Source organism: Scytonema sp. NUACC21 (assembly GCF_054684315.1).
This window is the reverse complement of sequence record NZ_BAAFZH010000045.1, coordinates 1-24,626: the sequence shown is the minus strand read 5'-3', so window position 1 is coordinate 24,626 and position 24,626 is coordinate 1. Positions and strand designations below refer to the sequence as shown.

At 41.1% G+C, this 24,626-nt stretch carries 22 protein-coding genes and 5 pseudogenes; 13 read left to right on the top strand and 14 right to left on the bottom strand.

Translation table 11 applies throughout. The features are described from left to right. Nucleotides 1–284: 284 nt before the first annotated feature. Nucleotides 285–1,463, top strand: a pseudogene (locus tag ACYRY3_RS05460) (SagB/ThcOx family dehydrogenase); the annotation flags it as partial. Continuing rightward, nucleotides 1,455–2,270 (top strand): annotated as a pseudogene (locus tag ACYRY3_RS05455) (thioredoxin domain-containing protein); the annotation flags it as partial. The pseudogenes ACYRY3_RS05460 and ACYRY3_RS05455, both read left to right, overlap by 9 nt. A gap of 148 nt (nucleotides 2,271–2,418) precedes the next feature. Here the strand turns inward: ACYRY3_RS05455 and ACYRY3_RS05450 are convergent. Next, nucleotides 2,419–2,565 carry an element excision factor XisI family protein gene (locus ACYRY3_RS05450; RefSeq protein ID WP_460200716.1) on the bottom strand — a complete coding sequence of 49 codons (147 nt, stop codon included), beginning with the start codon at nucleotides 2,563–2,565 and terminating at the stop codon, nucleotides 2,419–2,421. Nucleotides 2,566–2,848: 283 nt separating this feature from the next. Between ACYRY3_RS05450 and ACYRY3_RS05445 the strand changes: the two genes are divergently transcribed. Then, nucleotides 2,849–3,742 carry an ABC transporter permease gene (locus ACYRY3_RS05445; RefSeq protein WP_460200697.1) on the top strand — a complete coding sequence of 298 codons (894 nt, stop codon included), beginning with the start codon at nucleotides 2,849–2,851 and terminating at the stop codon, nucleotides 3,740–3,742. 187 nt (nucleotides 3,743–3,929) lie between these two features. After that, complete coding sequence (locus ACYRY3_RS05440) at nucleotides 3,930–4,130, top strand: hypothetical protein (protein WP_460200696.1); 201 nt, start codon at nucleotides 3,930–3,932, stop codon at nucleotides 4,128–4,130. Between the two features lie 96 nt (nucleotides 4,131–4,226). Here ACYRY3_RS05440 and ACYRY3_RS05435 read toward each other — a convergent pair whose 3' ends face one another. The 6 genes and pseudogenes from ACYRY3_RS05435 to pedR all read right to left on the bottom strand — a co-directional run bounded on the left by ACYRY3_RS05435 (nucleotide 4,227) and on the right by pedR (nucleotide 8,780). Next, nucleotides 4,227–4,667, bottom strand: coding sequence for a hypothetical protein (locus tag ACYRY3_RS05435; protein WP_460200695.1), 441 nt, complete (start codon nucleotides 4,665–4,667; stop codon nucleotides 4,227–4,229). A gap of 146 nt (nucleotides 4,668–4,813) precedes the next feature. After that, a pseudogene (gene pyrG / locus ACYRY3_RS05430) lies at nucleotides 4,814–6,118 on the bottom strand (glutamine hydrolyzing CTP synthase); the annotation flags it as partial. Between the two features lie 171 nt (nucleotides 6,119–6,289). Then, the gene (locus tag ACYRY3_RS05425; RefSeq protein WP_460200694.1) at nucleotides 6,290–7,297 is read right to left on the bottom strand and encodes a glycosyltransferase; all 1,008 of its coding nucleotides are present in this window, start codon (nucleotides 7,295–7,297) and stop codon (nucleotides 6,290–6,292) included. Nucleotides 7,298–7,368: 71 nt separating this feature from the next. Continuing rightward, a complete protein-coding gene (locus tag ACYRY3_RS05420) occupies nucleotides 7,369–8,025 on the bottom strand; it encodes a DUF6391 domain-containing protein (protein ID WP_460200693.1) in 657 nt (218 codons plus the stop codon). 195 nt (nucleotides 8,026–8,220) lie between these two features. Beyond that, entirely contained in the window at nucleotides 8,221–8,355 is a 135-nt protein-coding gene (locus tag ACYRY3_RS05415; RefSeq protein ID WP_460200692.1) for a hypothetical protein, read from the bottom strand. Nucleotides 8,356–8,492: 137 nt separating this feature from the next. Beyond that, nucleotides 8,493–8,780 (bottom strand): photosynthetic electron transport-dependent transcriptional regulator PedR, encoded by a 288-nt coding sequence (gene pedR, locus ACYRY3_RS05410; RefSeq protein WP_460200691.1) that lies wholly within the window; start codon nucleotides 8,778–8,780, stop codon nucleotides 8,493–8,495. 358 nt (nucleotides 8,781–9,138) lie between these two features. Between pedR and ACYRY3_RS05405 the strand changes: the two genes are divergently transcribed. Together ACYRY3_RS05405 and ACYRY3_RS05400 are read left to right on the top strand one after the other, a co-directional pair. Beyond that, nucleotides 9,139–10,119, top strand: coding sequence for a carbohydrate kinase family protein (locus ACYRY3_RS05405; RefSeq protein ID WP_460200690.1), 981 nt, complete (start codon nucleotides 9,139–9,141; stop codon nucleotides 10,117–10,119). A 365-nt stretch (nucleotides 10,120–10,484) separates the two neighbouring features. After that, nucleotides 10,485–10,760: pseudogene (locus ACYRY3_RS05400) on the top strand (MarC family protein); the annotation flags it as partial. A gap of 25 nt (nucleotides 10,761–10,785) precedes the next feature. Here the strand turns inward: ACYRY3_RS05400 and ACYRY3_RS05395 are convergent. From ACYRY3_RS05395 to ACYRY3_RS05380, 4 genes are all read right to left on the bottom strand, one after another. Further along, the gene (locus tag ACYRY3_RS05395) at nucleotides 10,786–11,232 is read right to left on the bottom strand and encodes an acyl-CoA thioesterase (RefSeq protein ID WP_460200689.1); all 447 of its coding nucleotides are present in this window, start codon (nucleotides 11,230–11,232) and stop codon (nucleotides 10,786–10,788) included. An 83-nt stretch (nucleotides 11,233–11,315) separates the two neighbouring features. After that, a complete protein-coding gene (locus ACYRY3_RS05390) occupies nucleotides 11,316–12,407 on the bottom strand; it encodes a T3SS effector HopA1 family protein (protein WP_460200688.1) in 1,092 nt (363 codons plus the stop codon). Between the two features lie 152 nt (nucleotides 12,408–12,559). Further along, nucleotides 12,560–13,798, bottom strand: coding sequence for a phosphotransferase (locus ACYRY3_RS05385; RefSeq protein ID WP_460200687.1), 1,239 nt, complete (start codon nucleotides 13,796–13,798; stop codon nucleotides 12,560–12,562). Between the two features lie 1,252 nt (nucleotides 13,799–15,050). After that, on the bottom strand, nucleotides 15,051–15,332 hold the full coding sequence (locus tag ACYRY3_RS05380) for a TMEM14 family protein (RefSeq protein ID WP_460200686.1): 282 nt from the start codon (nucleotides 15,330–15,332) through the stop codon (nucleotides 15,051–15,053). A 67-nt stretch (nucleotides 15,333–15,399) separates the two neighbouring features. On the opposite strand from ACYRY3_RS05380, the pseudogene ACYRY3_RS05375 reads away from it, so the two are divergent. The 7 genes and pseudogenes from ACYRY3_RS05375 to ACYRY3_RS05345 form a co-directional block, all read left to right on the top strand. Beyond that, nucleotides 15,400–15,510, top strand: a pseudogene (locus tag ACYRY3_RS05375) (type II toxin-antitoxin system YoeB family toxin); the annotation flags it as partial. 73 nt (nucleotides 15,511–15,583) lie between these two features. Further along, nucleotides 15,584–15,778: a type II toxin-antitoxin system RelE/ParE family toxin gene (locus ACYRY3_RS05370; protein ID WP_460200685.1), complete on the top strand. Its 195-nt coding sequence runs from the start codon at nucleotides 15,584–15,586 to the stop codon at nucleotides 15,776–15,778. Then, nucleotides 15,775–16,080 carry a helix-turn-helix domain-containing protein gene (locus tag ACYRY3_RS05365; RefSeq protein ID WP_460200684.1) on the top strand — a complete coding sequence of 102 codons (306 nt, stop codon included), beginning with the start codon at nucleotides 15,775–15,777 and terminating at the stop codon, nucleotides 16,078–16,080. The genes ACYRY3_RS05370 and ACYRY3_RS05365 overlap by 4 nt, the downstream gene beginning before the upstream one ends. A 26-nt stretch (nucleotides 16,081–16,106) precedes the next feature. Continuing rightward, nucleotides 16,107–16,241: a hypothetical protein gene (locus tag ACYRY3_RS05360; protein ID WP_460200683.1), complete on the top strand. Its 135-nt coding sequence runs from the start codon at nucleotides 16,107–16,109 to the stop codon at nucleotides 16,239–16,241. A gap of 881 nt (nucleotides 16,242–17,122) precedes the next feature. Further along, the gene (locus ACYRY3_RS05355; RefSeq protein WP_460200682.1) at nucleotides 17,123–17,260 is read left to right on the top strand and encodes a hypothetical protein; all 138 of its coding nucleotides are present in this window, start codon (nucleotides 17,123–17,125) and stop codon (nucleotides 17,258–17,260) included. 602 nt (nucleotides 17,261–17,862) lie between these two features. Next, nucleotides 17,863–19,314 carry a nitrogenase cofactor biosynthesis protein NifB gene (nifB, locus tag ACYRY3_RS05350; RefSeq protein WP_460200681.1) on the top strand — a complete coding sequence of 484 codons (1,452 nt, stop codon included), beginning with the start codon at nucleotides 17,863–17,865 and terminating at the stop codon, nucleotides 19,312–19,314. Between the two features lie 154 nt (nucleotides 19,315–19,468). Beyond that, nucleotides 19,469–19,801, top strand: coding sequence for a DUF362 domain-containing protein (locus ACYRY3_RS05345; RefSeq protein ID WP_460200680.1), 333 nt, complete (start codon nucleotides 19,469–19,471; stop codon nucleotides 19,799–19,801). A 179-nt stretch (nucleotides 19,802–19,980) separates the two neighbouring features. On the opposite strand, the gene ACYRY3_RS05340 is transcribed toward ACYRY3_RS05345, so the two are convergent. From ACYRY3_RS05340 to ACYRY3_RS05330, 3 genes are all read right to left on the bottom strand, one after another. Further along, complete coding sequence (locus tag ACYRY3_RS05340; RefSeq protein ID WP_460200679.1) at nucleotides 19,981–21,468, bottom strand: FAD-dependent oxidoreductase; 1,488 nt, start codon at nucleotides 21,466–21,468, stop codon at nucleotides 19,981–19,983. Between the two features lie 920 nt (nucleotides 21,469–22,388). Continuing rightward, the gene (locus ACYRY3_RS05335; RefSeq protein ID WP_460200678.1) at nucleotides 22,389–23,228 is read right to left on the bottom strand and encodes a hypothetical protein; all 840 of its coding nucleotides are present in this window, start codon (nucleotides 23,226–23,228) and stop codon (nucleotides 22,389–22,391) included. A 47-nt stretch (nucleotides 23,229–23,275) separates the two neighbouring features. Beyond that, the gene (locus tag ACYRY3_RS05330) at nucleotides 23,276–24,199 is read right to left on the bottom strand and encodes an effector-associated domain EAD1-containing protein (RefSeq protein ID WP_460200677.1); all 924 of its coding nucleotides are present in this window, start codon (nucleotides 24,197–24,199) and stop codon (nucleotides 23,276–23,278) included. Nucleotides 24,200–24,626: the final 427 nt, after the last annotated feature.

Sequence of the window (24,626 nt, the reverse complement as noted above, 5' to 3'; positions counted from 1 at the left end):
ACAGGCGTAATTCTCGACGTTTGGCACAAACACAGCACCTGTTTCATCTCAATAGAACATAATGAATACAGGAGGGGCAAATAGTAAATTAAAAATTAAAAAATTATTTAGCTACCGTGCAACTCAAATTTTTCATTAAAAATTAAAAAATGTCTCCTCTGTGTTCGCTCATGTATCTATTCCCTTGTTACCTTACCTCTTTGCTCCTCATTTGTGCAAATTAAGACTAAATGATGAGCCTCTAGAATGCCAAGATAATGTAGCAGCAGCATATTGAAACTTTTATGCCAGAACTCCGCCATTCCATTGCTCAGCACTACCACGAACGTACTAAGTACGACCCTCAGACAATCGCCACTAAAAACAAGGAGTTAGATTGGTCTAAGCAACCAGTGCCCTTTAAAGAGTACAAAATTGGCTCGGTTTTTGACCTTAAACCTTACATCCAGGAAAAACCAGAAGCTTTTGCCGATAATCCAGAAAGCCAATGGTGGCAAAGGCTTTCGCGATTGCTGTTTTGTAGCTATGGGCTGACAGCAAGAATGCCTTCTATGGGAAGTGCTGTGTATCTTCGTTCAGCCCCGAGTGCTGGTGGCTTGTACCCTGCGGAAATGTACTTAGTTTCTCGCGGTACGCCTCTGTTGCCTCCGGGTCTGTATAACTACCAGTGCCGAAGCCATTCCTTAATGCATTACTGGGAAAGTGATGTTTGGCAGAAGTTGCAAGAATCTTGTTTTTGGCACCCTAGCTTGGAAACAACTCAACTGGCAATTGTCATTACTGCAATTTTCTATCGTTCGGCATGGCGCTATGAAGATAGGGCTTACCGACGGATTTTTTTGGATACGGGGCATTTGTTGGGTAATATCGAGTTAGCAGGTGCTATAGTAGACTATCGCCCCCACCTTATCGGCGGCTTCGTTGATGAAGCTGTCAATGAGTTACTTTACATCGATCCCGAACACGAAGGTGCGATCGCAGTTCTCCCCCTAGCAGATTTGCTGGATATCAAACAAAATTTACCTCTAGGGCGCACGGCTTTACCGTCGGCTACAGAAACAAATTATCCTCAAATTCCTGATGGAGAACTGCTGAATTATTTTCACCGCGCAACAGAAATTCAAGCAGGCACAACTGGTAAGCTCAATTTGCCTGAAGTCATGCAAGAAAAATCTTTGGAAGATAAATACAATTTTCCTTTCTGCGGAAAAATTCCTACTTCCACCAGTCCTATTGATTGGGGAGAAAAGCTAGAAGAACTGGAAATTACCATGCTCAAGAGACGCTCCACTCGTGCTTATAATGGAGAGGATTTAACTTTTGAGGAATTAAAAGCTTTACTCAATTTTACCTATCAACCAAAAAGTTATGTTTACCAAGGTTTCGATCGTTCAATAGATTACTTCGACCTCAATTTAATAGAAACATTTATTGCTGTTTCTGGGGTAAAGGGGCTTGAAGCTTCTAAAGCTATGCAAGACCGCGTTTTGAGTAACTCCAAAATTGTCGTTCACTGGAACACAGAACCAGTAGATATTTTCGGTAACGACAACCACATGGAAGGTGTCAAAATTCGCAACACCACAACTGGTGGAGAAAGCGAACTCCATGTTAAAGGGTTATTCTACGCCATCGGTCACAAGCCCAATACCTCTTTATTTAAGGGTCAAATAGAATTGGATGACGTGGGTTACATTGTCACCAAACCCGGTTCTCCAGAAACAAGTGTGGAAGGTGTTTTTGCAGCTGGCGACGTACAAGACCACGAGTACCGTCAAGCCATTACAGCTGCAGGTAGTGGTTGTTCCGCAGCAATGTTAGCAGAACGCTGGTTGTCTTCTAACGGATTGATTCAAGAATTCCATCAAAAACCGGAAACTCCAGATAATGAGCTAGAACATCCAGCCCAGAAGAAAACGGAAGACCAGCAGGCAAGTGAATTTGATATTGCCACCACCCGCCATCATGGAGGTTTTGCGTTACGCAAGCTGTTCCATGAAAGCGATCGCCTCCTTATTGTCAAATATGTTTCTCCTGGTTGCGGTCCTTGTCATACCCTCAAACCAATACTGAATAAAGTCGTAGATGAATTTGATGGCAAAATTCACTTTGTCGAAATCGATATCGATCAAGACCGAGATATTGCTGAAAACGCTGGGGTGACGGGAACGCCGACAGTCCAGTTCTTCAAGGATAAGGAGTTGTTGAAAGAACTCAAAGGTGTCAAGCAAAAGAGTGAATATCGCCAGTTGATTGCTAGCAACTTGTAGTGCTGTGGTTACTCCATCATGTGGCTTTTTTTCTTGTGGAACGGGCGTCTCGCCCGTTTTTTATCATCATTCTTCCCGCATCAAAAAACCATCCCACCTGGTACTCGAGCTCTAAATTATAACTTCAGATGCGTAAGTCCTAATTTTCTCACTCAACAGCATAAGAGGTAAATTGTCGTTTAAAGGGAGAATGAAACCCAAGAACGATATCTGAACGAGGGACACCCAATTCAACTAACCTCTCAGCTAGAGCTTCTTCTGTACCATTATATTGAATCCATATTTTCCCCTGAATAATATCAAAATGTATGACAGGACCAAATACCCGTTTATCTCCCTCCAGCCAACGTAAGTTAGTTGATAATGGTCGTTTTGGGAGTCTAAAGAAATCTGGTGGGCAGTGCTAAAGAAATCTGGTGGGCAGTGCCCACCCTACTGGGGAATGAGTCCAGTACAAAAGTGCGATCGCTGTAACAAATCCAATATTAACTTTGTGGCTTTGCACCATTGCACAAACCTACCCGATATGTAAAATGGTCACTTGTATTCAGAAGTTATTAACCCCAACTTCATATGACATGACCATTACGAAAACTCCTACGCCAAAATTTTTACGTTTTGCTAAAAAGCCCACCTTATCCCAAACACTCATGTGGATTGGGTTAGCCATAACTCTATTTTTCATCTTTATCGCCCTCTTCGCTCCCGTATTTCAATCCTGGGGATGGATACAAAGTCCCACGGCTACTAAAGGTAACCTCGTTCAGCAACCGCCCTCACTGCAACATTTGTTTGGCACTAGCCGTCAAGCCTATGATGTGTTTTCCCGAACCCTGTTTGGTGCCCAAGCAGCTTTGCAAGTTGTTGTGCTGGCAACAGCGTTAAGCATGGTTATTGGCGTGCCTTTGGGGATGGTGAGTGGGTACATGGGCGGTAACTTGGATAAAGCTTTGCTGTTTATTATGGATAGTATCTACACACTGCCAGGTTTGTTGCTTTCGGTAACATTGGCATTTGTTGTGGGCGCTGGGATACTTAATGCAGCTATTGCCATTAGCATTGCTTATATTCCCCAGTATTACCGTGTTGTCCGCAATCACACTGTAAGCGTTAAAACAGAGGTCTTTATTGAAGCAGCACAAGCAATGGGTGCTGATACGTGGCAAGTTCTTTCTCGGTATCTGTTTTTCAACGTCATTCAAAGCGTACCTGTTCTCTTCACCCTGAATGCTGCTGATGCCATTTTAATCTTGGGTGGTTTAGGCTTTTTAGGGTTAGGTCTCCCCCCTGGAGCACCCGAATGGGGACAAGATTTAAAAATAGCTTTGAACCCATTGTCTACAGGTATTTGGTGGACTGCACTTTTCCCTGGGTTAGCTATGACATTAATGGTAGTCGGGTTATCACTACTAGGAGAAGGGTTAAACGAATTTGTTAACCCCCGTTTGCGGAAACACCTCCGGAGGGGTTAATGGTTAGGAGTTAGTAGTTAGGAGTTAGGAGTTAGTGGTTAGGAGTTAGTAGTTAGTAGTGAATTGTTTACCAACAACCACTATCCACTATCCACCAACCACCAACCACTAACAACTATCCACTACCCCCTAACGCTGATTTCATTTGCTACTCTATATTTGTTCTATTTGTTACAGAGAGATTCCTGTGAAAGATAACTTTTCTTTAATAGCTGCTGCTGCTGGTGGCTTTATGCTTTCCGTTGCCCTGACTGGCATCTTACACGGTAGCCCGGTTGTTTCTTGGCAAGCTCATTCTACTGTTCAGGCTATGACTGTAACCACTTTGCGACCTGCAACTGATGTCAAAGACAATGAAGAATTTTTTAATGACGGTGGCAACGGCTAAGGCAACTGATGACAAACGGATGTAACGGATGGTATTTTCGTACTCGCGATCGCCCATCCGCTATACCCGCCACCAAATCCATTGCTGAAAACGTCTCTATAACTTCTTATTCTGTACTTCCCACAAGTACCCCGTTGTCTTTTGAATATATTCGACCACAATTTCATAAGACTCTGGATTACTTACAGGGTGGATGATGATAGGAATAGTACTATCTGGTAACCAAAAGGTTATCCTACCATTTGGCTCTTTAGAAAAGGAACTGATTTGAGAAAGATTAACTATATACTCATTCCTTTCATAAACAATTTTTACCCAAGAAGGTCTTTCAAATCTCACTTGCGTAACGTATTCTATGTAGTTCAGAATTTTTTGATAGTCTTCCAAGTTATTCTGAGGGTTAATGATTATCGGAATGGCGCAATCCGGTAACCAAAAAGTGATTCTGCCGTTACCTTCGCAACAAAAAGCAGTCACACGCTCAAAATTGACTATGTATTCATTTCTCTCATAGTGGATTTTCACCCAGTACGCCACAAAATTTCCTCTTTTGATTTTTGATTGTTAGTGGTTAGTAGTTAGTAGTGAGTTGTGAGTTGTGAGTAGTTAATTGTTAATAGCTATCCACTAACCACTAACCACTATCCACTAACCACTAACCACTATCCACTAACCACTATCCACTAACCACTAACCACTTCTGCCGGTGTTTGACTGTCAACGGAGAATCCAGAACGTGCAATAGCAGCTTGGATGAAACCTTTAAACAAAGGATGAGGTGTACTGGGGCGCGATTGAAACTCTGGATGAAATTGGCAAGCAACGAAGAAGGGGTGTTTGGGCAATTCAATAATTTCCACAAGCCGCCCATCGGGAGAAGTGCCACTGATAACATAACCAGTGTCTACAAACAAGTTACGGTAGGCGTTGTTAAATTCATAGCGATGCCTGTGACGTTCGTAAATCACTTCTTCTTGATAAAGTTTGTAAGCCAGAGACGAGGGAAGTATGCGACAGGGATATAAACCCAGGCGCATTGTCCCCCCCAAATCAATCACATCCTGCTGTTCTGGCAACAGGTTAATCACGGGATTGTCAGTATGGGGATCGAATTCAGCACTATTAGCGTCTTTTAATCCGGCTACGTTTCTTGCCCATTCAATGACAGAACACTGCATTCCCAAGCACAAACCTAAAAAAGGAATGTGGGACTGACGAGCACGTTTTATTGCTGCTATCTTGCCATCCACGCCTCGGACGCCAAATCCACCAGGTACAACTATGCCGTCTACGCCTTCCAAATAGTTTTCATATCCCTCAATTTCCAATTTTTCTGAGTTGACCCAACGCAGGTGCAGTTCGCTACTCATGGCAATTGCTGCATGGCGTAACGCTTCTACTACAGACAGATAGGCATCGCTTAACTGCACGTACTTGCCGACGATCGCAATTTCTATTCGGTGTTTGGGGCTGTGCATCTTTTGCACCAACGTTTGCCACTGTACCAAATTCGGCGTGCGTTGCTCCATGTTCAGCAACTCTAGGGTTTGCTGCGCCAGTCCTTCTTGTTCCAGATTGAGTGGAACTTCATAGATACTTTTGGCATCTTGAGATGTAATCACGCATTCCACCGGTACATCACAAAATTCGGACAATTTGTGTTTTAATGATGCAGGCACTTGGCGATCGCACCGACAAATTAAAAGATCGGGCTGAATCCCAATGGATCTGAGTTCCTTTACCGAGTGTTGCGTTGGCTTGGTTTTCATTTCACCTGCTGAAGCAATCCACGGTAATAGTGTGACGTGCATATATAAAACATTGTGTCGTCCCACGTCCTTTCGGAATTGGCGTATTGCCTCTAAAAACGGAAGTGATTCAATATCTCCGACCGTACCCCCAATTTCTGTAATCACAACATCGGGGTTAGTGTCTTTAGCTACCCTAACAATCCGCTCTTTAATTTCGTTAGTAATGTGAGGAATAACCGGTCATTGGTCATTGGTCATTTGTTATTTGTCATTTGTCATTTGTTATTTGTCATTTGTCATTTGTTATTTGTTATTTGTTATTTGTTATTTGTCGTTCTACTTCAGGTAAGTAGGGTGGGCATTGCCCACCATATCTTAAGTCAAACGACCTACCTCAGTGGTGAAAGGTTACTTTTTGAGTGGCTTCCAAATTTTTTGCTTCAATTTTCCGAAGATTCGCTGAGTATTTAATTGTGCCATACGAATTTTCGTCAGAGCTTTAATATTAGGTTGCAAATTAGTTTTGCTATTAAAGAAAATGTTTACTTCATCTAGAATAACCCTCAATCGTTCAATAATATTTTCTGTTCTATACTCAGCAAAAAAATCTTCAGACAAAGAAACTGGAGTCCAAGAATTCAATACTTTAAGGATACGTTGAATATCGTATTCTTTTGAATAGCCAGCAATTTTATAGCAGTTGAATCCAGGATCTAAATAATCAGATAATCCACCATTAATACTAGAAAATACTTGGCAACCACAAGCAAGGGCTTCCATTGGTTGTAAACCAAATCCTTCACTTACACCCTGTTGTGCCCAATATTCTGCCGAGTCATAAAGGTAAATTTTAGCGCGGTTGAATAAACCAGCTATATCCTCTACATAGGAGTTCACGATTTTGACCTGACATTTCTGCTGTAAATCTGGAATTAATTCTTGAATCAAATATTCAGAAGATTTACGAGCTTGAATAAGAACATCAATATCCCGCTCAAGGTTTAAATTTTGAAATTCCTCAGAAATTTGATTGGGTAGATAGTATATCAAGGAATTTGGAGATTTTTGTCCCCAATACCCCATAGTATTTCGACTGACAGCAACGATCGGAATACTTGGAGGTAAGTTGAAGCCATAACCCGCACTGTGAGCGTGGTATACAATATTATGATGTTTGAGCTTCGCCACCAACTGAGGTACATCAAATCCCCAGTTGATGACAAAAATGACATCATTTAAATTCTTTTCTTGCAGCAAATCGTCTAAGAAAAGCTTATCATTTTCTCGCTGACGGTAGGTCACAACATCAGCACTACAGATTTGCTGTGTCAGCTTTAGTGTTTTTAGCTCTGCCCAAAGACCTCCACAAGCATATTTACCATAGGTTCCGGGAAGTAAGAAGTAGATTTTTCTCATATTAATATTTTGAGCACTTATGAGCGAATGAGTATCTAGTTAATCGCCTCTGCTGCTCCTGACGCCTCCTCTTATTCCCGCCAGCGCACTCGAACAAAATGTGCTTCACGTCCCCAAATATCTCTTGTACGTGTAACATTTTCAATTTCTAAGTTAAAGGGGATGGCAGTCGTCAGGTACTGCTGTACCAAAGCACCTGCATCAGGAGCAAGTTCCACAGCTGTTGTTGTCGCCAACCCCAAACCAACGAGTTGCTCAATCGGTCCTCGTGGTAACAGCAGATGCATTCCTACAGCTAACCCAGCTGTTAGCACCATAGCTACTGATACATTAGTACCACAACGAGGATGTACTGCTAAGCCCCACTCACCGCCAGTCAAGCGATGCAAGGCAAGGGTTGCTGCACGTCGTAAATCGCTGATATTTACCTCGCCATAGAGATAAAACCCTGTATCTGTAGATAAACCACCTAATAGTTCGTTGTCAACTTGAAAATGGCTTGTTTTTTTTGCAGGAGTAGAAGCACTTTTTGCTCCGCTGAGAACCCAAACTGTAGCATGTTCTAAAGCATGAACCTGGCGCAGTGCAAGGATTTCTTTCAGTCCGGGAATAAACGACAAATGCCTGAGTAAATCGGCATCTTGCGTGGGCTGAGGTGGTATAAAATCAATATTAAAAAAGTTAAAGGCAGAAGATGAAGTGCCTTCCCCAGAAGAAGAGGTATACATAGCAACACGGTTCCCCAAGATGATGGAGCAACATAGATTTCTTTTAAATGTAGCGTTTCAGACCCTAGTATTGTTGCTAATTTTTGTTGATTGTTGGATCTATTTCAATTCACTAAAGGCACAATTTTCATTAGGAACACTTGATTGCGGCGTTTTTCTGCCCTCTCAGAAGCCTCAAGAGCCCGGTTACACTAGCTATCGATCTCGATCGCAACATCTTGAACCGAGCTTAGAGTTGCGCCGCAAGTGTTCTTGTCTGTCTGGTTGAAATTTTTCCCATAGATAAGCTAGGGGACTGTAGGGAGAAGTCTGATTGGAAATTTTTTCCATTCAGAACTTCCAACTCTTGCCATAACAACAACACATACCAGTAATTAGTCTGACTCAATTTTGAGAGGTTTACACTTTTAATGTAAATCCTGAGGAGGAAACGATAAGCAACCAGTCAAAACTAGCTTGGCATCATACTAGAGATTTGTTGATGTTGAATCAATGTTGTTGTAATTGGGCAAAGGACAGCAATTAACATCATTTAAGCAAACTTTACCCCAATGCAATGCCCAACGGACAAGAGCGACGCGGTTGTCAGTGCCTGTCTTGGTGAGAATATTGCTGATGTGGTTGTCCACTGTACGCTTGCTTATTTCTAACTTAGCTGCAATTTCTTGGTTAGTTAAGCCACCGGCTACTAAATCAATAATTTGCAGTTCTCTGTCTGACAGACTGACAGGGGTCTGAGACTCGGCACCAGCCATGAGTTCTTTTATCCTCCCTAGTATATGTACTCAATCACTCTCTCATTCTAGAAGATTCTTTTAGAGGTAGATGTTTCCAATGTAGGCAGAAATACTCTTTTTATAAAAGAGTCAGGATTGGGCTATAGGGTGTAGTGAAAAAATTTTCCTGCATCCCATTAATCTATGTGTAAAAAAGGACACAAAAAAACTGTACTGGCTGGAGTGTTTGCTGAGATAAAAATTGGCTGGATTAAAAGCGTCTAGAGCAAGTAGGCATAGCAAAATTTGCTATTTAATTGTATGAACGATCGCGGACAGAGGAACAGAAATGTTGTAATTTTATACTGGAAATTCCTAGTCCAAAATCCAAAATTCGATGAGTAATCCCCGTGTTTTGTGCCTGGGTGAAGTTTTATTCGATCGCTTAGCTGACCAATTGGGGCGAAAGCTGGAAGAGGTAGAGTCTTGGACAGCTTATCCTGGAGGAGCACCAGCCAACGTAGCCTGTGCTATGGTCAAGCTAGGAACACCAACGGCATTTATCGGCTGTGTAGGTGAGGATGCACCAGGCAATGAACTGGTAGAATTGTTTGACGACTTGGGTGTAGATACAACAGGAATACAACGGCATCCCACAGCACCAACCAGACAAGTCAACGTTGTGCGTTCCCTAGAAGGAGATCGCAGTTTTGCTGGGTTTAAGGACTTTAAAACCACAGAATTTGCCGATACCTATCTCAAAGCTGATAAATTACCGATTGAGTTATTTGAGGCGGCAGATTTTCTGGTTTTGGGTACTTTGGAGTTAGCATATCCCGAAAGCGGGCAAGCCATTTATCGTGCCTTAGAACTAGCAGAACAGTATGATGTCAAGATACTGCTAGATGTTAATTGGCGTCCCGTATTCTGGACAAACCCCGACGTTGCTCCTCAGAAAATTCAAGCATTATTCAAAAAAATTGATTTTCTCAAACTCTCTAAAGAAGAAGCGGAATGGCTATTTGGCACTGCAGACGCAGGCGCAATTACTTACCGTCTCAATTCGGTTGAGGGAGTTTTGGTCACAGATGGCGAAAACGGTTGTGCTTATTGCCTTGGGGAAGAAAACGAAGGCACATTACCAGCTTTTTCCGTCCCTGTCGTTGATACAACCGGGGCGGGGGATAGCTTTGTTGCTGGGTTTATTCATCAAGTCCTCACTCATGGTATCCAACGCTTAAACGACAAAGAAACCGCCCGCAAAGTCGTACAATTTGCCAGCGCTACAGGGGCATTAACTACTATGAAAGCAGGTGCGATCGCAGCTCAACCTACTGCAGCTGAAGTAGAAGCGTTTCTAGCCTCTCACCCAATCTAAGGAGTCATTACTAGAATTAGGAAAACTTGGACATTTCCCGAATAAGCACAACATCTTCTGGAGAATGAGATGTAGTTCACAAACACGGAAATGTCCAAGTATTGTTCTTGCCATCATCCATATATTCAGTTGTAAACTCTATCGGCTTAGAAAGAGTATATAACGCTTCTCACTTGAATCACATACAGCGCGATAGCTTCGCTCCTGCCCTCTGGGCAGATCGATACAATGTAGGGGCGTTAGCGTAGCTTGCCGACAAAGGAAGAGCTAATTTTTAGCTGTGGGAGTGTCAACCCAGGGATTGAGTAAAAGCTGACTCATTTCAAGCTACTGTGTAAAAGTAACCTGGTTTACGACTATCTACTGTGGATGTATCTATTCTGGTTAAAACCTTTCTTGCTGTTTTTGTGCTTGCGGATGCTGTAGGTAACATACCGATCCTATTAGCTCTCTCTAAAGGTATGGAACCAGCAACCAGAAACAAAGCGATCGACAAAGCTATTGTAGTAGCAATAGGAGTACTTTTACTCTTTGCCTTTGGCGGGAGATTTATCTTAACTTACTTGGATATTAGCTTGGGATCGTTACGAGTGGCTGGGGGGCTGCTGCTGTTACTGATTGCTTTACAAATGCTCCAAGGAAGGTGCCGCAGGCGGTGGGGTTTTTTCAGATAACTTCTCTTGATTTTTGTCTTTCGGCACTTTCTGCACCTTTTCGATTTGTCTCCAACCATTCCTTCATCTGTTCTGGTAGTTCTCTTTTTGTTCTGCTAGAAGTGTCAAGACAGACATGTCTGGTCATTGTCTTTGCTGCCATCACCTCGCCAACTATAACTTCGTAATAAATCTCAAATCTATCTACACTAAGTTGTTGGGGCATTAACCTAATAACTAAATTATCGCCGCAATATAAAGGACGAAAAAAGTCTACATTGGCATGAACAATGGGGAAAGCAACAGATGGATTAGTAAAAAATTCTTTGAGATTTATGCCGGAGGTTAATAATGATTCTTCATAGGCTTCATGACATATAGCTAAGATATTGGCAAAGTACACAACTCCAGCGGCATCTGTATCTTGAAAGCGAACTGTGCGGTTATATGTAAAAGTCATAATTAAAAAGCCCAAGTATAAAAAATACACAGCAGGCTAATAGCCTGCTACTGCAACTAATTTTACTGTACTTAACAATGTTATCAATTCAAAGGAGAATAAATATCTTCAGAATTAGAATTTAGGTATGGACGCTGTAAATCAAGACCCAAATCAGCAAAATGTTGAGAAATTGCTGTCATCCTCTCTTGGGTAGAACTCTGACCGTTTTTCCAAGTTTCTAATAAAGCATTAGCCACCAATTGGCAACGGTTCATTCCAAAACTTTCTTGAGACGCAAATTTTTGATTTGGTTCTTCTGCTAAACTCAGCCCTGGTGCTAAAAATTTTGTAAACAAAGGAATGTTCTTGCGGAAATGAGATTGATGTTTCATATAAACAGCTTTTAATACTTTTCGCACTGCTGAATAGTGTTCGCGTTCAAAGTACAGGATTCCTGAATCATAGCGTTCATAGGCAGTTGGATTATGTAAAACTTGAAAACTAAAGGGAATTTCAACTGCATTGAGTAGCCGTGTTAGGCTATCCATCAGTGCGATCGCACCTATTGGCGTAATATTGAAATAAATGCGCCCTATTCCTAAATCACCTTCTAAGTTTACCTGTAAATCCTGACCTACATTGCTAACTGCTATGTAAGAGCCTTTTTCCATTCGATTTTTAGGCATCCAAATAGCCGTCACCTCACCAACCTTAGTAGACTGCATTGTTGGTTCTAGGTTGGATTGACGCTCAACGTATAATGTTAAACCTCCTTTGCTAACTGCCATACTACCATCAGGTTCTTGCCGTAATACCTGCCATCCAGAGTCAAAATAACCTGTGCCGTGGTTGCTAGTATGTAGTTGTTCGTAAAACTGTAAATCAATTCCAAATGTGGAATGGCTTTCTAAGTTGTTGTGTGGAAATTCATTAAGAACAATACCCTCTTTGACCGTCAATACCTTTTGTAGAGAGCCATTGTAATAGATACCGTGAAGGAAGTTTCTTAGTAATAGGGAGAGATATTTATTCTGTAAATCTGGGGAAGTGCGCCGAAATCTCTCGGCAACTTTACTTGGTAAAGAGAAAGGTTGATATTTAGGATGGCGAATACAAAAGTTAGATTCAATTTGGATATTGCTAGCTATGTCTAAAAGAGATTTCAATAGTGGCTTTGTCGAGGATTTTAACATTGTCCAACAAAGATAGTAACGATCTAAGGGATGTAGGAAGATGAGGAAGATAAGGAGATGAGGAAGAGGGCGTAAACAAGGGAGAAAATTCTTCTTTGTCTCCCTTTTTCTCTTTGTAACCCTCGTCTACCTGTTTTCCTCACGTCCTTTTACTAACAACCACGTAATTGGGTTTTGGTGTGGTAAAAACGAACCAAATTAGGCTCTTTTTTTTCTTGAGAAATTTTCGCCATCTTGACGAAAGGTTTGAGAATTTCTGTTTCTGATAAACCAAAAATTGTTATTACAGATTCTTGGGGTTTAGTGAGTAAACTTTTGGCAACTTGAAACATAGATATGCCCGAGTTATCAAAATATTTATGCTGCTTAATATTATCTTCTATACGATGAAGCAGCACTAAGCCTGCAAATTGGATTGTTCTGAAAAGAAAATCACTACGATACTCAAGAATTGTAGAGAAAGTATCGAGATAAGCCTGAGTCAGGGCTAGTATAGAAGGCTGAAGAGTTTCCAATGGTACTGTAGCTAAATGTAGAGCTTCTTCTAATTCAAGGGTGGGGTCTTCTACCAGACTTTCTAATCCAATTGCTAAATAGCTTGCTAGTAAATTGCCCAAATCAAAGGCTGGATCTCCCCAACTACAAGCTTCCCAATCAATCAATCGCACTAGGCAATTGTCCAATCGATCCCACTTGGAATGTACCAAGATGTTGTCTAATTTCAACTCATTGTGAGTTAAACAGCAAGGCTTCCATTCATATGATAATTCTGCGATCGCTCCTTCTAAAATTTCATAACGTTGGTAGAGAGCGTAGAATTTTAAAGCATTGGTTGGAACTGTACCAACTATCTCTGGTCCAATCGAGCCGATTCCTTGCGCTGGGTTATAAAACTGATAGCGATACTGTCCTTCAGGGGCAGTTGCCATGAAATCACGATACTCTTGGCGATTAAAGGTGGCACGATGTAGCGTTCCCACACAGGTACCAATAGCACTGGCAATTTCCCTTGGAAAGCTTAGGTTCTTTTGATAAATACTTGCTACATCAAGATACTCTTTTAGGTAGTTGCGGACTAAAATTGACTTTTTTGCATCAAAATGTACTACCAATGATGCGATCGCAGAAATACTCCCTAAAGTAGGAAAGCGTTCAAGCAATTGGTGAAATAGCCATTCATTAAAAAATTCATGGGGAGTTTCATTGTTGTGAAGATGGCGTTCCTGTTTTACCAACAGCTTGCGATTTCCTCTTAGAGTAACGAGTAAGTTGGAATTTTTCTTGCTACTCTGTGGCAATTCAGAGTCGGCAGAAACGCCTTCTTCTGAGCTACACAGACCTGCTTCTTGCAGATACTGGATAACATTATGAGAAGACAGTGAGATTAACATGTACTATTTCCTAAAGCGAAAGATTGCTTAGAGAATTTGTTGTAATGGAGGCTTCACTTCAGCAGTATTCAGTAGATAGCAGTAAGCCTGATATCAATAACGGTTCGTGTAACTTATTAATACCTTATTTTTTAAATCAATACCTGCCAAAATGGCAATACTAACTTTACTCTCACTTTAAATTTTACCTAAAATCTGACAGAAATTTAACAATCTAACTGGGCTTATGTAAATACATAAATTTTGTCATTAAGCATTTTTGTGTTTTTTGGCTTTTTTGTCTGATTGATGAAAAATTAATACACTTGTTCATTTTTTACACTAACACCCCAAAGTACAAGGCATCTCGGCTATCTTCCGGATAATTCAAATGATTTATGTATGCAGCAATCCCGTGTAGGTAAGACTTTGAACTCAATAGAACAATATCCGTAAATTTAATCTTTCTAAAGTATGAATTTGCTAATACACAGACTCTTTTTTTCCAAGTCAACTGATTTCAATCTAGAGCGAACAGTTGATTTTCTGTATTTTATGCAACATTTTTTGAGTTTTCAAAGAAAATCAAACTAATTTAGTTAAATTTTTACATATTCTTAACTTAGTCAACATTTTTTAATACATTGAGATCGAACAGCTAATCAACTTTACATATCACTACGTGACAACTCATTTTTAAATGATCTTTAAATAGAAATTAAAAGAAGATAAAAACAGAATTAAATTATTTAATCAGAGATTAATGCTTGAGCTCATGTCCAAATAAAAGTAGGTCGGCAGAAATAAAAGCAGTTAGGGATGTCCAAGAAATAAATTATCCCGGAATGTGGTCCGGGCGTCCTCGCTCGTCCTATATTAGGTGGCGGGCGAGACGCCCCGCAGTTGCTATCTACTGGCGGAGACGTTAAGCGCAAGGCGCACCTGACATCTTGCACCTTTCAGTAAAGGGTTGGTGGGCGGTGCCGTCACAAATGACACACCATTGAGGAGGACTTTAACCAGTTAACTTTATTTGTACCGATCTACTTAAAGAACCAGCTTTGCGATAATATAAACGTACTAAGTAACTGGGTAGAGTTGAGTATAACTATGTTGCCCGTCATTAGTTATGAGTCCTTTGTCCTTGAAGTCAAACAAATGACAAATGACAAAGAACAAAGGACGACCTTGACAAGTTAACTTTATTTGTACCGAGTTACTTGTGCTAACAACCTTAGGGAGAGAGGAGTGTATTGAACAAGGAAGAGTTTTGTTATTTCAATGCTGTCAACTGCCTCACCATGACTGCTAGCGCCAGTACACCTAACGTTATCATCAATCCCGCAGGCATGAACTTGCGTGTTTTAGCCAGTCGGAATGCGAAGAAAACAACTAAAACAGCAGTAACAGAAGATGCTAGAATAGTACCCCAAGATTGCCCTTGATATTGAGCAAAAGCCGCGAAGATTAGTAATATACCGCTCAAGCTCCCACTGATAAGTGAAACGGCACTATTAACCTTAAAGTAGCCAATAATACCACCTAAAGTGACCAAGACTCCGTAGGCAAGGGCTGCAACAATACCTAAAGTCAGTGTTAAAACCTATGTCGATTTTGATTTGTATATGGATGCAGATATTTGGTCGCGGCGAATAGATTTAGAGCATAGGCTTGTCTATCGGGTGGGAAACACCCAGATTGATTTTCTAGCTTGTAGATATCACTACAAATGAGTTCACTTCTATTTGCTTTTCGGATGCAACTTAGGCGTTGAGCGCAACAGCATAGCGCGAAAATACTGTCCATATGAGAGAGTTGAGAGTACAACATAAAGGAGAACCCTACCGAATACTCTATGCATTCGATCCAAGGAGAGCCGCCATTCTTCTTCTAGGAGGAAACAAGGGAGGGGAGGATTGCTGGTACGAGGAAAATGTTCCAAAAGCAGATACGTTGTATGACGAACACTTAGAGGAATTAAAAAGAGAAGGATTCCTATGAAGACGAAGCCATTTAATGAACTTCGCAAAAGAATGACTCCTGAACAACAGCTAGAAAGTGAGATTCAAGCAAACCTGGCACTGCTCCAATTAACACTTTCGGAGCTTCGAGAGTCTCTTGGACATACTCAAAGCGATGTGGCGAAGAATATGGGAGTAGTACAATCTGCACTCTCAAAAATTGAGCATCAGGAAGATATTCAAATATCAACGCTATCGCGATACATTAAATCTCTTGGGGGAAGTCTGACAATCATTGCTCGTTTCCCCGATAAAGAGGTTGTGATTTCTCAGTTTGATTGAGACGAGCGCTCTACTAAGCTGCTTCTTTGACTTGCTCGCCTGCGAATACACATCGCCAGCTGGATGCAATAGAGGAGTCAAAAACAGGAAAAATTCAACCTCAAACTATCGCAGAACTTCAGCAGGATCTGGGAATTGAGCAAGAAGAAAAAAAAGGTTAAAGAGTCATGAATTAAGCCAGTTGTAGTGAATCGCACTCCTGGTTTTGGTTCTATCTACGAGCATATACTGGAGCTATTATTGCGATCGCTGTTTTGATGCGGCGATCGGAAAGTTTTTCACAAATTAGTAGGATGATGTTACACGTTTAATGGTGGTTAGCATTGCCCTACCTATGCTTGATGGTAGTACTGACTTTTCACCGTATCTGGAAAACCCCTCTCCAAGGTCTCCCTTATAAGGAGAGAGGCTTTGATTTCTCCCCCTTCCCTTGTAGGGAAGGGGGCTGGGGGGTTAGGTTCGCTTTTTAGCTTTTCCACATGACGTGAAAAGTCAGGATGGTAGTAGGGTGATGCCACAGGTTTAATGGTGGGCTGAAATTATTGTGGCGATCGCTGTTTTGATGCGGCGATCGGAAAGTTTTTCACAAATTAGTAGGACGATGTTACACGTTTAACGGCGTGGAGCAATGGTTGTAGAGACGCGCCATGGCGCGTCTCTACATTTTTTGTTGGTTTTTATGTGTGGATTGCCGTTCGTGATAAGCAATTCGCGAGTTGTAATATTCCGTCATAATTAACATTTAGACGTCCCGGTGTGTTATTGTCGAGCAATAGCACGTTACAAGTCATGATTAAGATTAAGACCTTTTAGTCTGTTAAATCGGATGCTTGACGCAAAAGTTAAAAAAAGTTGAGATAAAATTTCATTAAGAAGAGCTAGATAACAGGGGAAAAAAGCGCTATTTTGGGGTTGTGACTGTGTTTGAGCCCAGTTTAATGATAAAAAGTGCTATCTAAATTGGGAAACAGGGGTATCAGCAAAATTAAGAAAATATGAACTGCATTTTTCGGGCGAAAAAAATGATAGGTTAGATACAGAATTGAATTTCGCAAATTCCTGGAGTAGCCCGACTTTAGCTACTCCGGTTTTCCAAGCTCCAAATCTACCTTTTGGCAATCCTCCGGGTGCGATCGCATCTGCCTTTGAGTACAAGATGAAAGAGCTTCAAAAAAGTTAAAATAACGCTGAAATCCTTGGTGGGTTTGAGTTTCATTTGAGTACAGAAATACTTGCCCCCATTTCCATAAATACTCGAACCTGAACCTAAAAATTCTCGTACCCCCACCCGAAAAAAATTTTTTAATCTCTTAAACACCGTAGATAACTGGGTTTCAGTTTTGAGTACAAAACCAATCAATCCAATAAATTCTATCCGGGACATACTCACTGCCCCCCTTGAGGATGACTGCTATAAATCAACTATCGCCAACACTTAATGCGCTAACAACGCATCGGAGTGAGTGGAGGGATGAGATAGCACCATGCCCCTGTGAACAGAAGTCGCGGATTTACCCGCAGTTTATCCAAGTCTCTAGCTCTGACACACACCAGCCAAGAAAACTTGGGTTTGTAAGGCAGTTGCTTTGACTGGGGAAACCCCGCTTATGCAACTGCTCTGCGAGTGTACAAGACGCGGCTTCCATTCCTTAACGAATGGTTTGCTACAGCATCTGAAGAAGTAAAAAGTTAAAAATGAAAAGTTAAAAGAGTGTCTTTTGGCTTTTGACTTTTGACTTTTGACTTTTGACCTTTGACTTTACATGACCTTTGCGAAATTCAATGATACAGTCAACAGGACTCGTTACCCCCCAAGTTACGGAAGAAACTTCGTCAAAATCCAGTAGTTGCGGCGGATGCAACAGCACCACCAGCACTACCCCAGAAGTTGATGAAAAGCTCAAACAGCGCATTGCTACACATCCCTGCTATAGCGAAGACGCCCATCACCATTATGCCAGGATGCACGTTGCTGTTGCTCCTGCTTGCAACATTCAGTGCAATTACTGCAATCGCAAATATGATTGTGCTAACGAAAGCCGCCCTGGTGTTGTGAGTGAGTTGCTCTCACCAGAGGAAGCAGCACACAAAGTTTTGGTGATTGCAGGTAAAATCCCACAACTGACAGTGCTGGGAATTGCAGGTCCTGGAGATCCACTGGCGAACCCAGAAAAGACTTTCCGCACTTTTGAGTTAATCGCAGAGAAAGCACCAGATATTAAGCTTTGTCTGTCAACCAACGGTTTGATGCTCCCTGAATATATTGACCGCATTAAACAGTTAAATGTAGACCACGTTACTATCACCATTAATATGGTGGACCCTGAAATTGGAGCCAAAATTTATCCTTGGGTTCACTACAAGCGCAAGCGTTACAGAGGTATTGAAGGAGTCAGAATTTTGCACGAAAAGCAGATGGAAAGTCTGCAAGCGCTCAAGGAAGCCGATATTTTGTGCAAAGTTAACTCGGTGATGATTCCCGGTATTAATGATGAGCACCTATTAGAAGTTAATAAAGTTATTCGTGAAAAAGGTGCGTTTCTGCACAATATTATGCCGTTGATTTCTGCACCCGAACACGGCACTCACTTTGGCTTAACGGGTCAGCGCGGTCCTACACCCGCAGAATTAAAGGCACTACAAGATAAATGTGCTGGTAATATGAAGATGATGCGTCATTGCCGCCAGTGCCGTGCAGATGCAGTCGGTCTATTGGGTGAAGACCGCAGTTTAGAATTTACTAAGGCTAAATTCATGGAGATGGCTCCTGAATATGACCCACAGAAGCGTCAAGAAGTTCTTGCAGGTATTGAGAAGTTTCAAGCAGAACTGAAAGCAGCTAAAGATAAGGCAAAAGTAGAGACAAGCCAAGGGGCTTCCCTACAACAAAACAATCCAAAAATCTTGGTTGCTGTAACAACTAAGGGTGGCGGATTGGTTAACCAGCACTTTGGTCATGCGAAAGAATTCCAGATTTATGAAGTCGATGGTCAGAATGTTAGCTTTGTTGGACATCGCAAGGTTGACCACTATTGCCAAGGCGGTTATGGCGAGAAAGCTACTCTAGAAAATATCATCCAAACAATTGTTGATTGCAAAGCAGTTTTGGTTTCTAAAATTGGCGACGGACCTAAGGAGAAGTTGCACAAAGCTGGAATCCAAGTTCACGAAGCTTATGATGCGATTGAAACGGTTGCTTTAGAGTTTTACAAGCAATACGTGCAAGAAGGTTAGGAGTTAAGAGTTAGTAGATAGTAGTTAGTAGTTAATAGTTAGTGGAATAACTAACCAATAACTACTATCCACTAACCAATAAACACTATCTACTAATCATCCCCATTACCCATTTTCCAAGTTAAACTCTGTCGTTCTAGTAAGGGGAAAATTCATGGCTTACAAGATAACCAGCAAGTGCATTTCCTGCAAACTATGCTTATCTGCGTGTCCTGTTGGTGCAATTAAGATTATTGATGGTCGTCACTGGATTGACCCCAATCTTTGCACTAACTGTGATGGTACTGTATACACTGTCCCTCAATGTGTTGCTGGGTGTCCGACCTGTGATGGTTGCATTCAAGAATTTCGGAATTACTGGGATTCCTGGTTTGATACATACAATAAACAAGTAGCAAAGTTAACTAAAAAACAAGATTATTGGGAGAACTGGTTTAACTTCTATTCTCAAAAGTTCTCGGAGCAATTAGAAAATAATGTTAGTTAGTAGTTAGTAGCAAATACCATAAATTTCTTAGGGTAGGTTAAGTCAAATTTGTTGTGACTTTATAGAGTTGGTTTATTGGTTAAACCTGCCCTTACTAAGAATTCGTTGTTGTTCGTTATCTCATTCATACACTGAACCAATGCAAAAAGACTGCATTTATCTCGACAATAATGCTACCACTAAGGTAGATCCAGAAGTTGTAGAGGCGATGCTGCCCAATATGCCCATCGTGCTACAGCCGTGAGAGCAGCTGCTCGACGAGAAAATTCCACATCGCGTACTGTATCTTGTTTCGGGTTTGCTTGTACCTGCTGCCACAGCTTTTCCAAGGAAGCGAGGGAATCCAAAAGCCTTTGCTCGCAACGCCAGTAATTCTTCTCTAACGGAAACACCTGGGCTTGTACGCCGCGCACAATCTCTTCGCTATCGAATGTTTCAAAAGTACTTGACTGAGAACGCAATCCGGCTTGACCAACAGGATGCACAACCCGTTCGTGGGCATGAGCACCCAGACTTTTCGCAAAAGCAGCTGCTCCAACTCCTGCCCATTGTCCTGTGGAGATTGCCCAAGCAGCATTAGGACCACCACCGCCAGAAGCTAAACCGGATAAAAACTCCCGTGATGCAGCATCCCCTGCGGCGTAAAGTCCAGGAACTTTTGTGGCACAACTATCATTCACAATCCGAATTCCACCCGTACCACGAACTGTACCCTCTAAAACCAATGTTACAGGCACTCGTTCCGTGTAAGGATCTATCCCAGCTTTTTTATAGGGTAGAAAAGCGATAAAATGAGATTTTTCAATGACTGCTTTAACTTCAGAAGTGGCTCGATCCAAACAGGCATAAACGGAGCCTTTTAAAAGGGCATTGGGGAGGAAGGAAGGATCGCGACGACCATTGATATAACCGCCCAGATCGTTGCCTGCTTCATCGGTGTAACTAGCCCAGCCAAAAGGAACGCCCCTTGTCACAGTGGCATTGAAAGCAGTTGAGATGGCATAGTGATTGGAAGCTTCCATACTCGAAAGTTCGCCACCAGCTTCCACTGCCATTAGCAGTCCATCACCTGTATTGGTATTGCACCCTAATGCTTTACTTAAGAATGCACAGCCACCATTCGCCATCACTACTGCACTAGCGCGAATGGTATAGGTACAATGTTTTTGCCGTTGCACACCTCTTGCTCCAGCCACTGAGCCATCGTCAGCCAACAAAAGCTCTAGAGCAGGGCTTTGGTCGAGAATCTGAACGCCCATACGCAACAGGGTTTTGCGAAGTACCCGCATATATTCAAGACCATAATAACTCTGGCGCACGGATTCTCCATTTTCTTTGGGGAAACAATAGCCCCAATCTTCCACGAGTGGCAAACTGAGCCAAGTTTTTTCGATAACACGCTCGATCCAACGTAAGTTAGCTAGGTTTTTGCCTAAGCGATAGCGCTCCGATAAAACTTTGTCCCAATTCTCAGGAGTTGGAGCCATAATACCATTACCACTTGCAGCCGCAGCACCACTCGTACCGAGAAAACCTTTATCAACAATAATGACTTTGACTCCTTGGGATGCTGCTGCCCATGCTGCCCAGGCTGCAGCAGGACCACCACCAATAACTAGCACGTCAGCATTTAGTTGTAATTCATTTTCGCTATAAACTCTTGGCAATTCCTTGTCCTCCTTATTTGGTAGTCAACACTGGCGTGTTTAGCTCCAAAAGCTTTTTTGTCTAAAAAATTGTGAATCGCTGATTTGTTTGTCTTGGAAAATTCTGCCGAGAGCGGGCTTGGGTTTCATAAGCTATCCCAATACCCTTGAGCAAATCAGTTTCAACCGTGGTTTTTACACAAAGGCATGACCTCCAATGGCAATGACAACTGAATGCGATCGCACAATTCATTATTTTAACTACGGTAAATAAGTAAGTTTACCGTATTTTTTTGATAAATCAGACATTATCATGGTTTAATTAAAAAATCAAGGACAGCTTTCTTGAGTCGAAATCACTAGAAGAAGGGAACAGAAAATAATGTACTGAAGTAGGATAACCATCCTAAGATTTTACAGTTTGAATTAACAAAAGTTATAAAAAAATGTAATAGAAAACACTTTCTTATCTGCAATTTTTGTGAAATGCTTTTATGCATTGCACGCTTCTGTAGATGACAAATTGCGTGATATCGGTAACTGGGTACTCAATCAAGAGTTACCTCTAGTAATGCAATACTCTTAGATTCAGAACAGCGATCGTATTTTATTGCTACCCGCTCTTTTGTTAACAAATATCCAAATTTTGTCAAGACAATTGTCGATGAGCAAAAAAAGGATGAAGAGTGGGCAAAAAACAACAAGAGAGAAACTGCAAAACTATTAGAAATAGCAACGGGTGTGAAAGCTGAAAACTGGGATTGTACATTTCAAAAGCGACCTAATTTTGGGGTGCTATATATGAATGTCTATCGTTGACCTATTTTAATCGCGACAGCAACACATTCAAAAGCAATGCTGTCACCAGAGCAGCACGCGATCTTTGAACTAGTAGTTGTAATAATCAGCACAAGATGAGAATGCGATCGCTAGCTGAATAATTACTTATAAAGCAAATGCAGCATAAGCAATGCAAATATTGCTATACAATTTAATGCGATCGCTACTTGTTGACTATTAATAAATAAGCTTAGACCGACACCAAAAAAAATTCCTATAATTATGGTAGAGAATAGGATTTTTGATTCTTTTTCTTCATTAAAAATTTTCTTGGCGTTAGACATTGATTTTATTAATTTTTCTATAAAAGGATAAATATGTATTGTAGAGACGAAGGAAAAAAATACAGCAGAAAAAATAGTTTCAACAATTGATAACTTAAATCTTATCAAAATAATTCCTAAGATAGCAACTACTCCAATAATAACCCAATTTAGCCTTATTAAAAAATTGGATAAATCAAGAAATTTATTCAAAAAATATAGTGTTAAACAAGTTAAATATAGAGAATTGACTATTCCCATCTCCATCCAGAATTTAAATTTATATTGTGAATTAACCTTATCCCAAGCTTCTGAAAATAGTGCTTGTTTTTTCTCTTTTTCAAGCTCTTGATCCTTAACAGATTTATCATTTTCTAACTGACTCGATTGAGAATTTTCTAATTCATAAACTCCTTCTTTCTCTACTGTAGAGTTTATAATTGCATCGACTTGAGTGTCGAGCATAGAGTATGTTCCAAAAGACGTAGAGTTATAGCTAACAATTGATAAAGTTATAAGCACGATTGCTAGAAAGACTTTCTTTTTCTGATTTAATTCATCGCCCTTTACAGTAATTTTTGATATAGAAGGATAAATTAGCTTAGGTTGATTTAAAGCTTTTTTAGCATCACTTGTAGGTGTCTTACCTGCTGCTTGGCTATTCTGATTTTGCGACACCTGATTTCGGCTCACTATCACGGTGTCATGATAAGATGGTGAGCCTTCTAAGGGTTTGCACTCAGATCCTCAACTATCTTACTGGTACTAGGTTTTTTCTTTAAAATTGGGGTGAGTTGCTCTGAAATACCTTCTAACTGAATTGCATTGCAACCATATTCATAAGCAAATTCAACGGAGCCTCCAGAGCCTAAAGCATCATAAAAACCCACAGCAAATTCAATTGCAGCTTTATCCCCAATCGCCTTTTTCATGCCAATCACATAGTTGACGTGTTGGGAGATTTCGCTTGCTTGCACCTCGGAATAACAGCCGTTCAGAACAACACACTCAACTTCATTTGCAAACAGTTTAAACAATCCAGCTAGGGCTTCTCCATCGACTAGCTTTGACGAACCTGTTTCATCTTCAAAAACTAGACCCTCATCCTCCATTCCATGCCCAGAAAAATGAACAATAGAAGGATGAATGTCAAGCATTGCCCGTCGAATGTCCCTAGGTCGCACTGCCCACTTATGCTCCAAAATAAAGCGATCGCGGAGCTTAGCTCGTTGCAGTCCATCATTAATTTCACGCACCTCCTCATTTAAACGTATCGGTGTTGTGTCTTTAGGATTGGCTGCTAAAATTAAGATTTTTTGTGGCGAAGTTGGTTGCCTTGGAGGTTTGCGTGAGGGAGCAGGTGTTGCTGTTATTACACGATTTGACAGCAGTTCTTCAGCAATAGCCTTCAGCCGTAAGTTTTCAGGATTGTATTCATATGCCTTACGAACTAAATCAAGAAGCCATCCCTGAGAATCTGCTCCTTTCATTAAATTAAAGACAATATCTTTTAAACTACTTCCTCCTGCTATGGCATCTAAATTTTTCTCGAATTGATCCGATAACATCTGCTCTAATGATGATTTGTCAGGAAAAGCATCAATCAAAGCTTCGCGTAATTGTTTGCGCTGTTGACCGGATAAATCCATATTTATCAATCCCTTATATTTGTACTATGTATTGGAAATTGTTGTGGCTGGTTCTGTGCGATACAGATAGATGCCCGTAGGCAGTTGGCTTATCGCGCTTCATACCCGTTCGACTGTTTCATTGCTTTGTCTTTTGTTATATGCGTCAGAGGGGCAAGTACTCTCCGCCGTTATTAACCATTGCTCAATCAGCTCGCTCACTACTTGACTCATCTTCAACCTCCGTAACACACAAGCAGAGTGGAATCGTTTCTTGAGGTCGTCTGCAATACTAATGTGCATAAGCGTAACATGATAATGGATATAAATATTATTTACACAAAATGACAAATGTACAAACCTATATCCCTATAGGTGCAAGCAGAACCAGCTTATGCACTTTAGGTGATGATCTGGAAATAGTACTTATCCAAATCTACAAATGTAC

Excerpts from the sequence above, each read along its gene's own strand:
- ACYRY3_RS05420 (WP_460200693.1), bottom strand. The coding sequence starts at position 8,025 with ATGTATACCTCTTCTTCTGGGGAAGGCACTTCATCTTCTGCCTTTAAC.
- ACYRY3_RS05390 (WP_460200688.1), bottom strand. The coding sequence starts at position 12,407 with ATGTTAAAATCCTCGACAAAGCCACTATTGAAATCTCTTTTAGACATA.
- ACYRY3_RS05365 (WP_460200684.1), top strand. The coding sequence starts at position 15,775 with ATGAAGACGAAGCCATTTAATGAACTTCGCAAAAGAATGACTCCTGAA.
- ACYRY3_RS05445 (WP_460200697.1), top strand. The coding sequence starts at position 2,849 with ATGACCATTACGAAAACTCCTACGCCAAAATTTTTACGTTTTGCTAAA.
- ACYRY3_RS05405 (WP_460200690.1), top strand. The coding sequence starts at position 9,139 with ATGAGTAATCCCCGTGTTTTGTGCCTGGGTGAAGTTTTATTCGATCGC.
- ACYRY3_RS05370 (WP_460200685.1), top strand. The coding sequence starts at position 15,584 with ATGAGAGAGTTGAGAGTACAACATAAAGGAGAACCCTACCGAATACTC.
- pedR (WP_460200691.1), bottom strand. The coding sequence starts at position 8,780 with ATGGCTGGTGCCGAGTCTCAGACCCCTGTCAGTCTGTCAGACAGAGAA.
- ACYRY3_RS05345 (WP_460200680.1), top strand. The coding sequence starts at position 19,469 with ATGGCTTACAAGATAACCAGCAAGTGCATTTCCTGCAAACTATGCTTA.
- ACYRY3_RS05415 (WP_460200692.1), bottom strand. The coding sequence starts at position 8,355 with ATGGAAAAAATTTCCAATCAGACTTCTCCCTACAGTCCCCTAGCTTAT.
- ACYRY3_RS05425 (WP_460200694.1), bottom strand. The coding sequence starts at position 7,297 with ATGAGAAAAATCTACTTCTTACTTCCCGGAACCTATGGTAAATATGCT.
- ACYRY3_RS05330 (WP_460200677.1), bottom strand. The coding sequence starts at position 24,199 with ATGGATTTATCCGGTCAACAGCGCAAACAATTACGCGAAGCTTTGATT.
- ACYRY3_RS05395 (WP_460200689.1), bottom strand. The coding sequence starts at position 11,232 with ATGACTTTTACATATAACCGCACAGTTCGCTTTCAAGATACAGATGCC.
- ACYRY3_RS05385 (WP_460200687.1), bottom strand. The coding sequence starts at position 13,798 with ATGTTAATCTCACTGTCTTCTCATAATGTTATCCAGTATCTGCAAGAA.
- nifB (WP_460200681.1), top strand. The coding sequence starts at position 17,863 with ATGATACAGTCAACAGGACTCGTTACCCCCCAAGTTACGGAAGAAACT.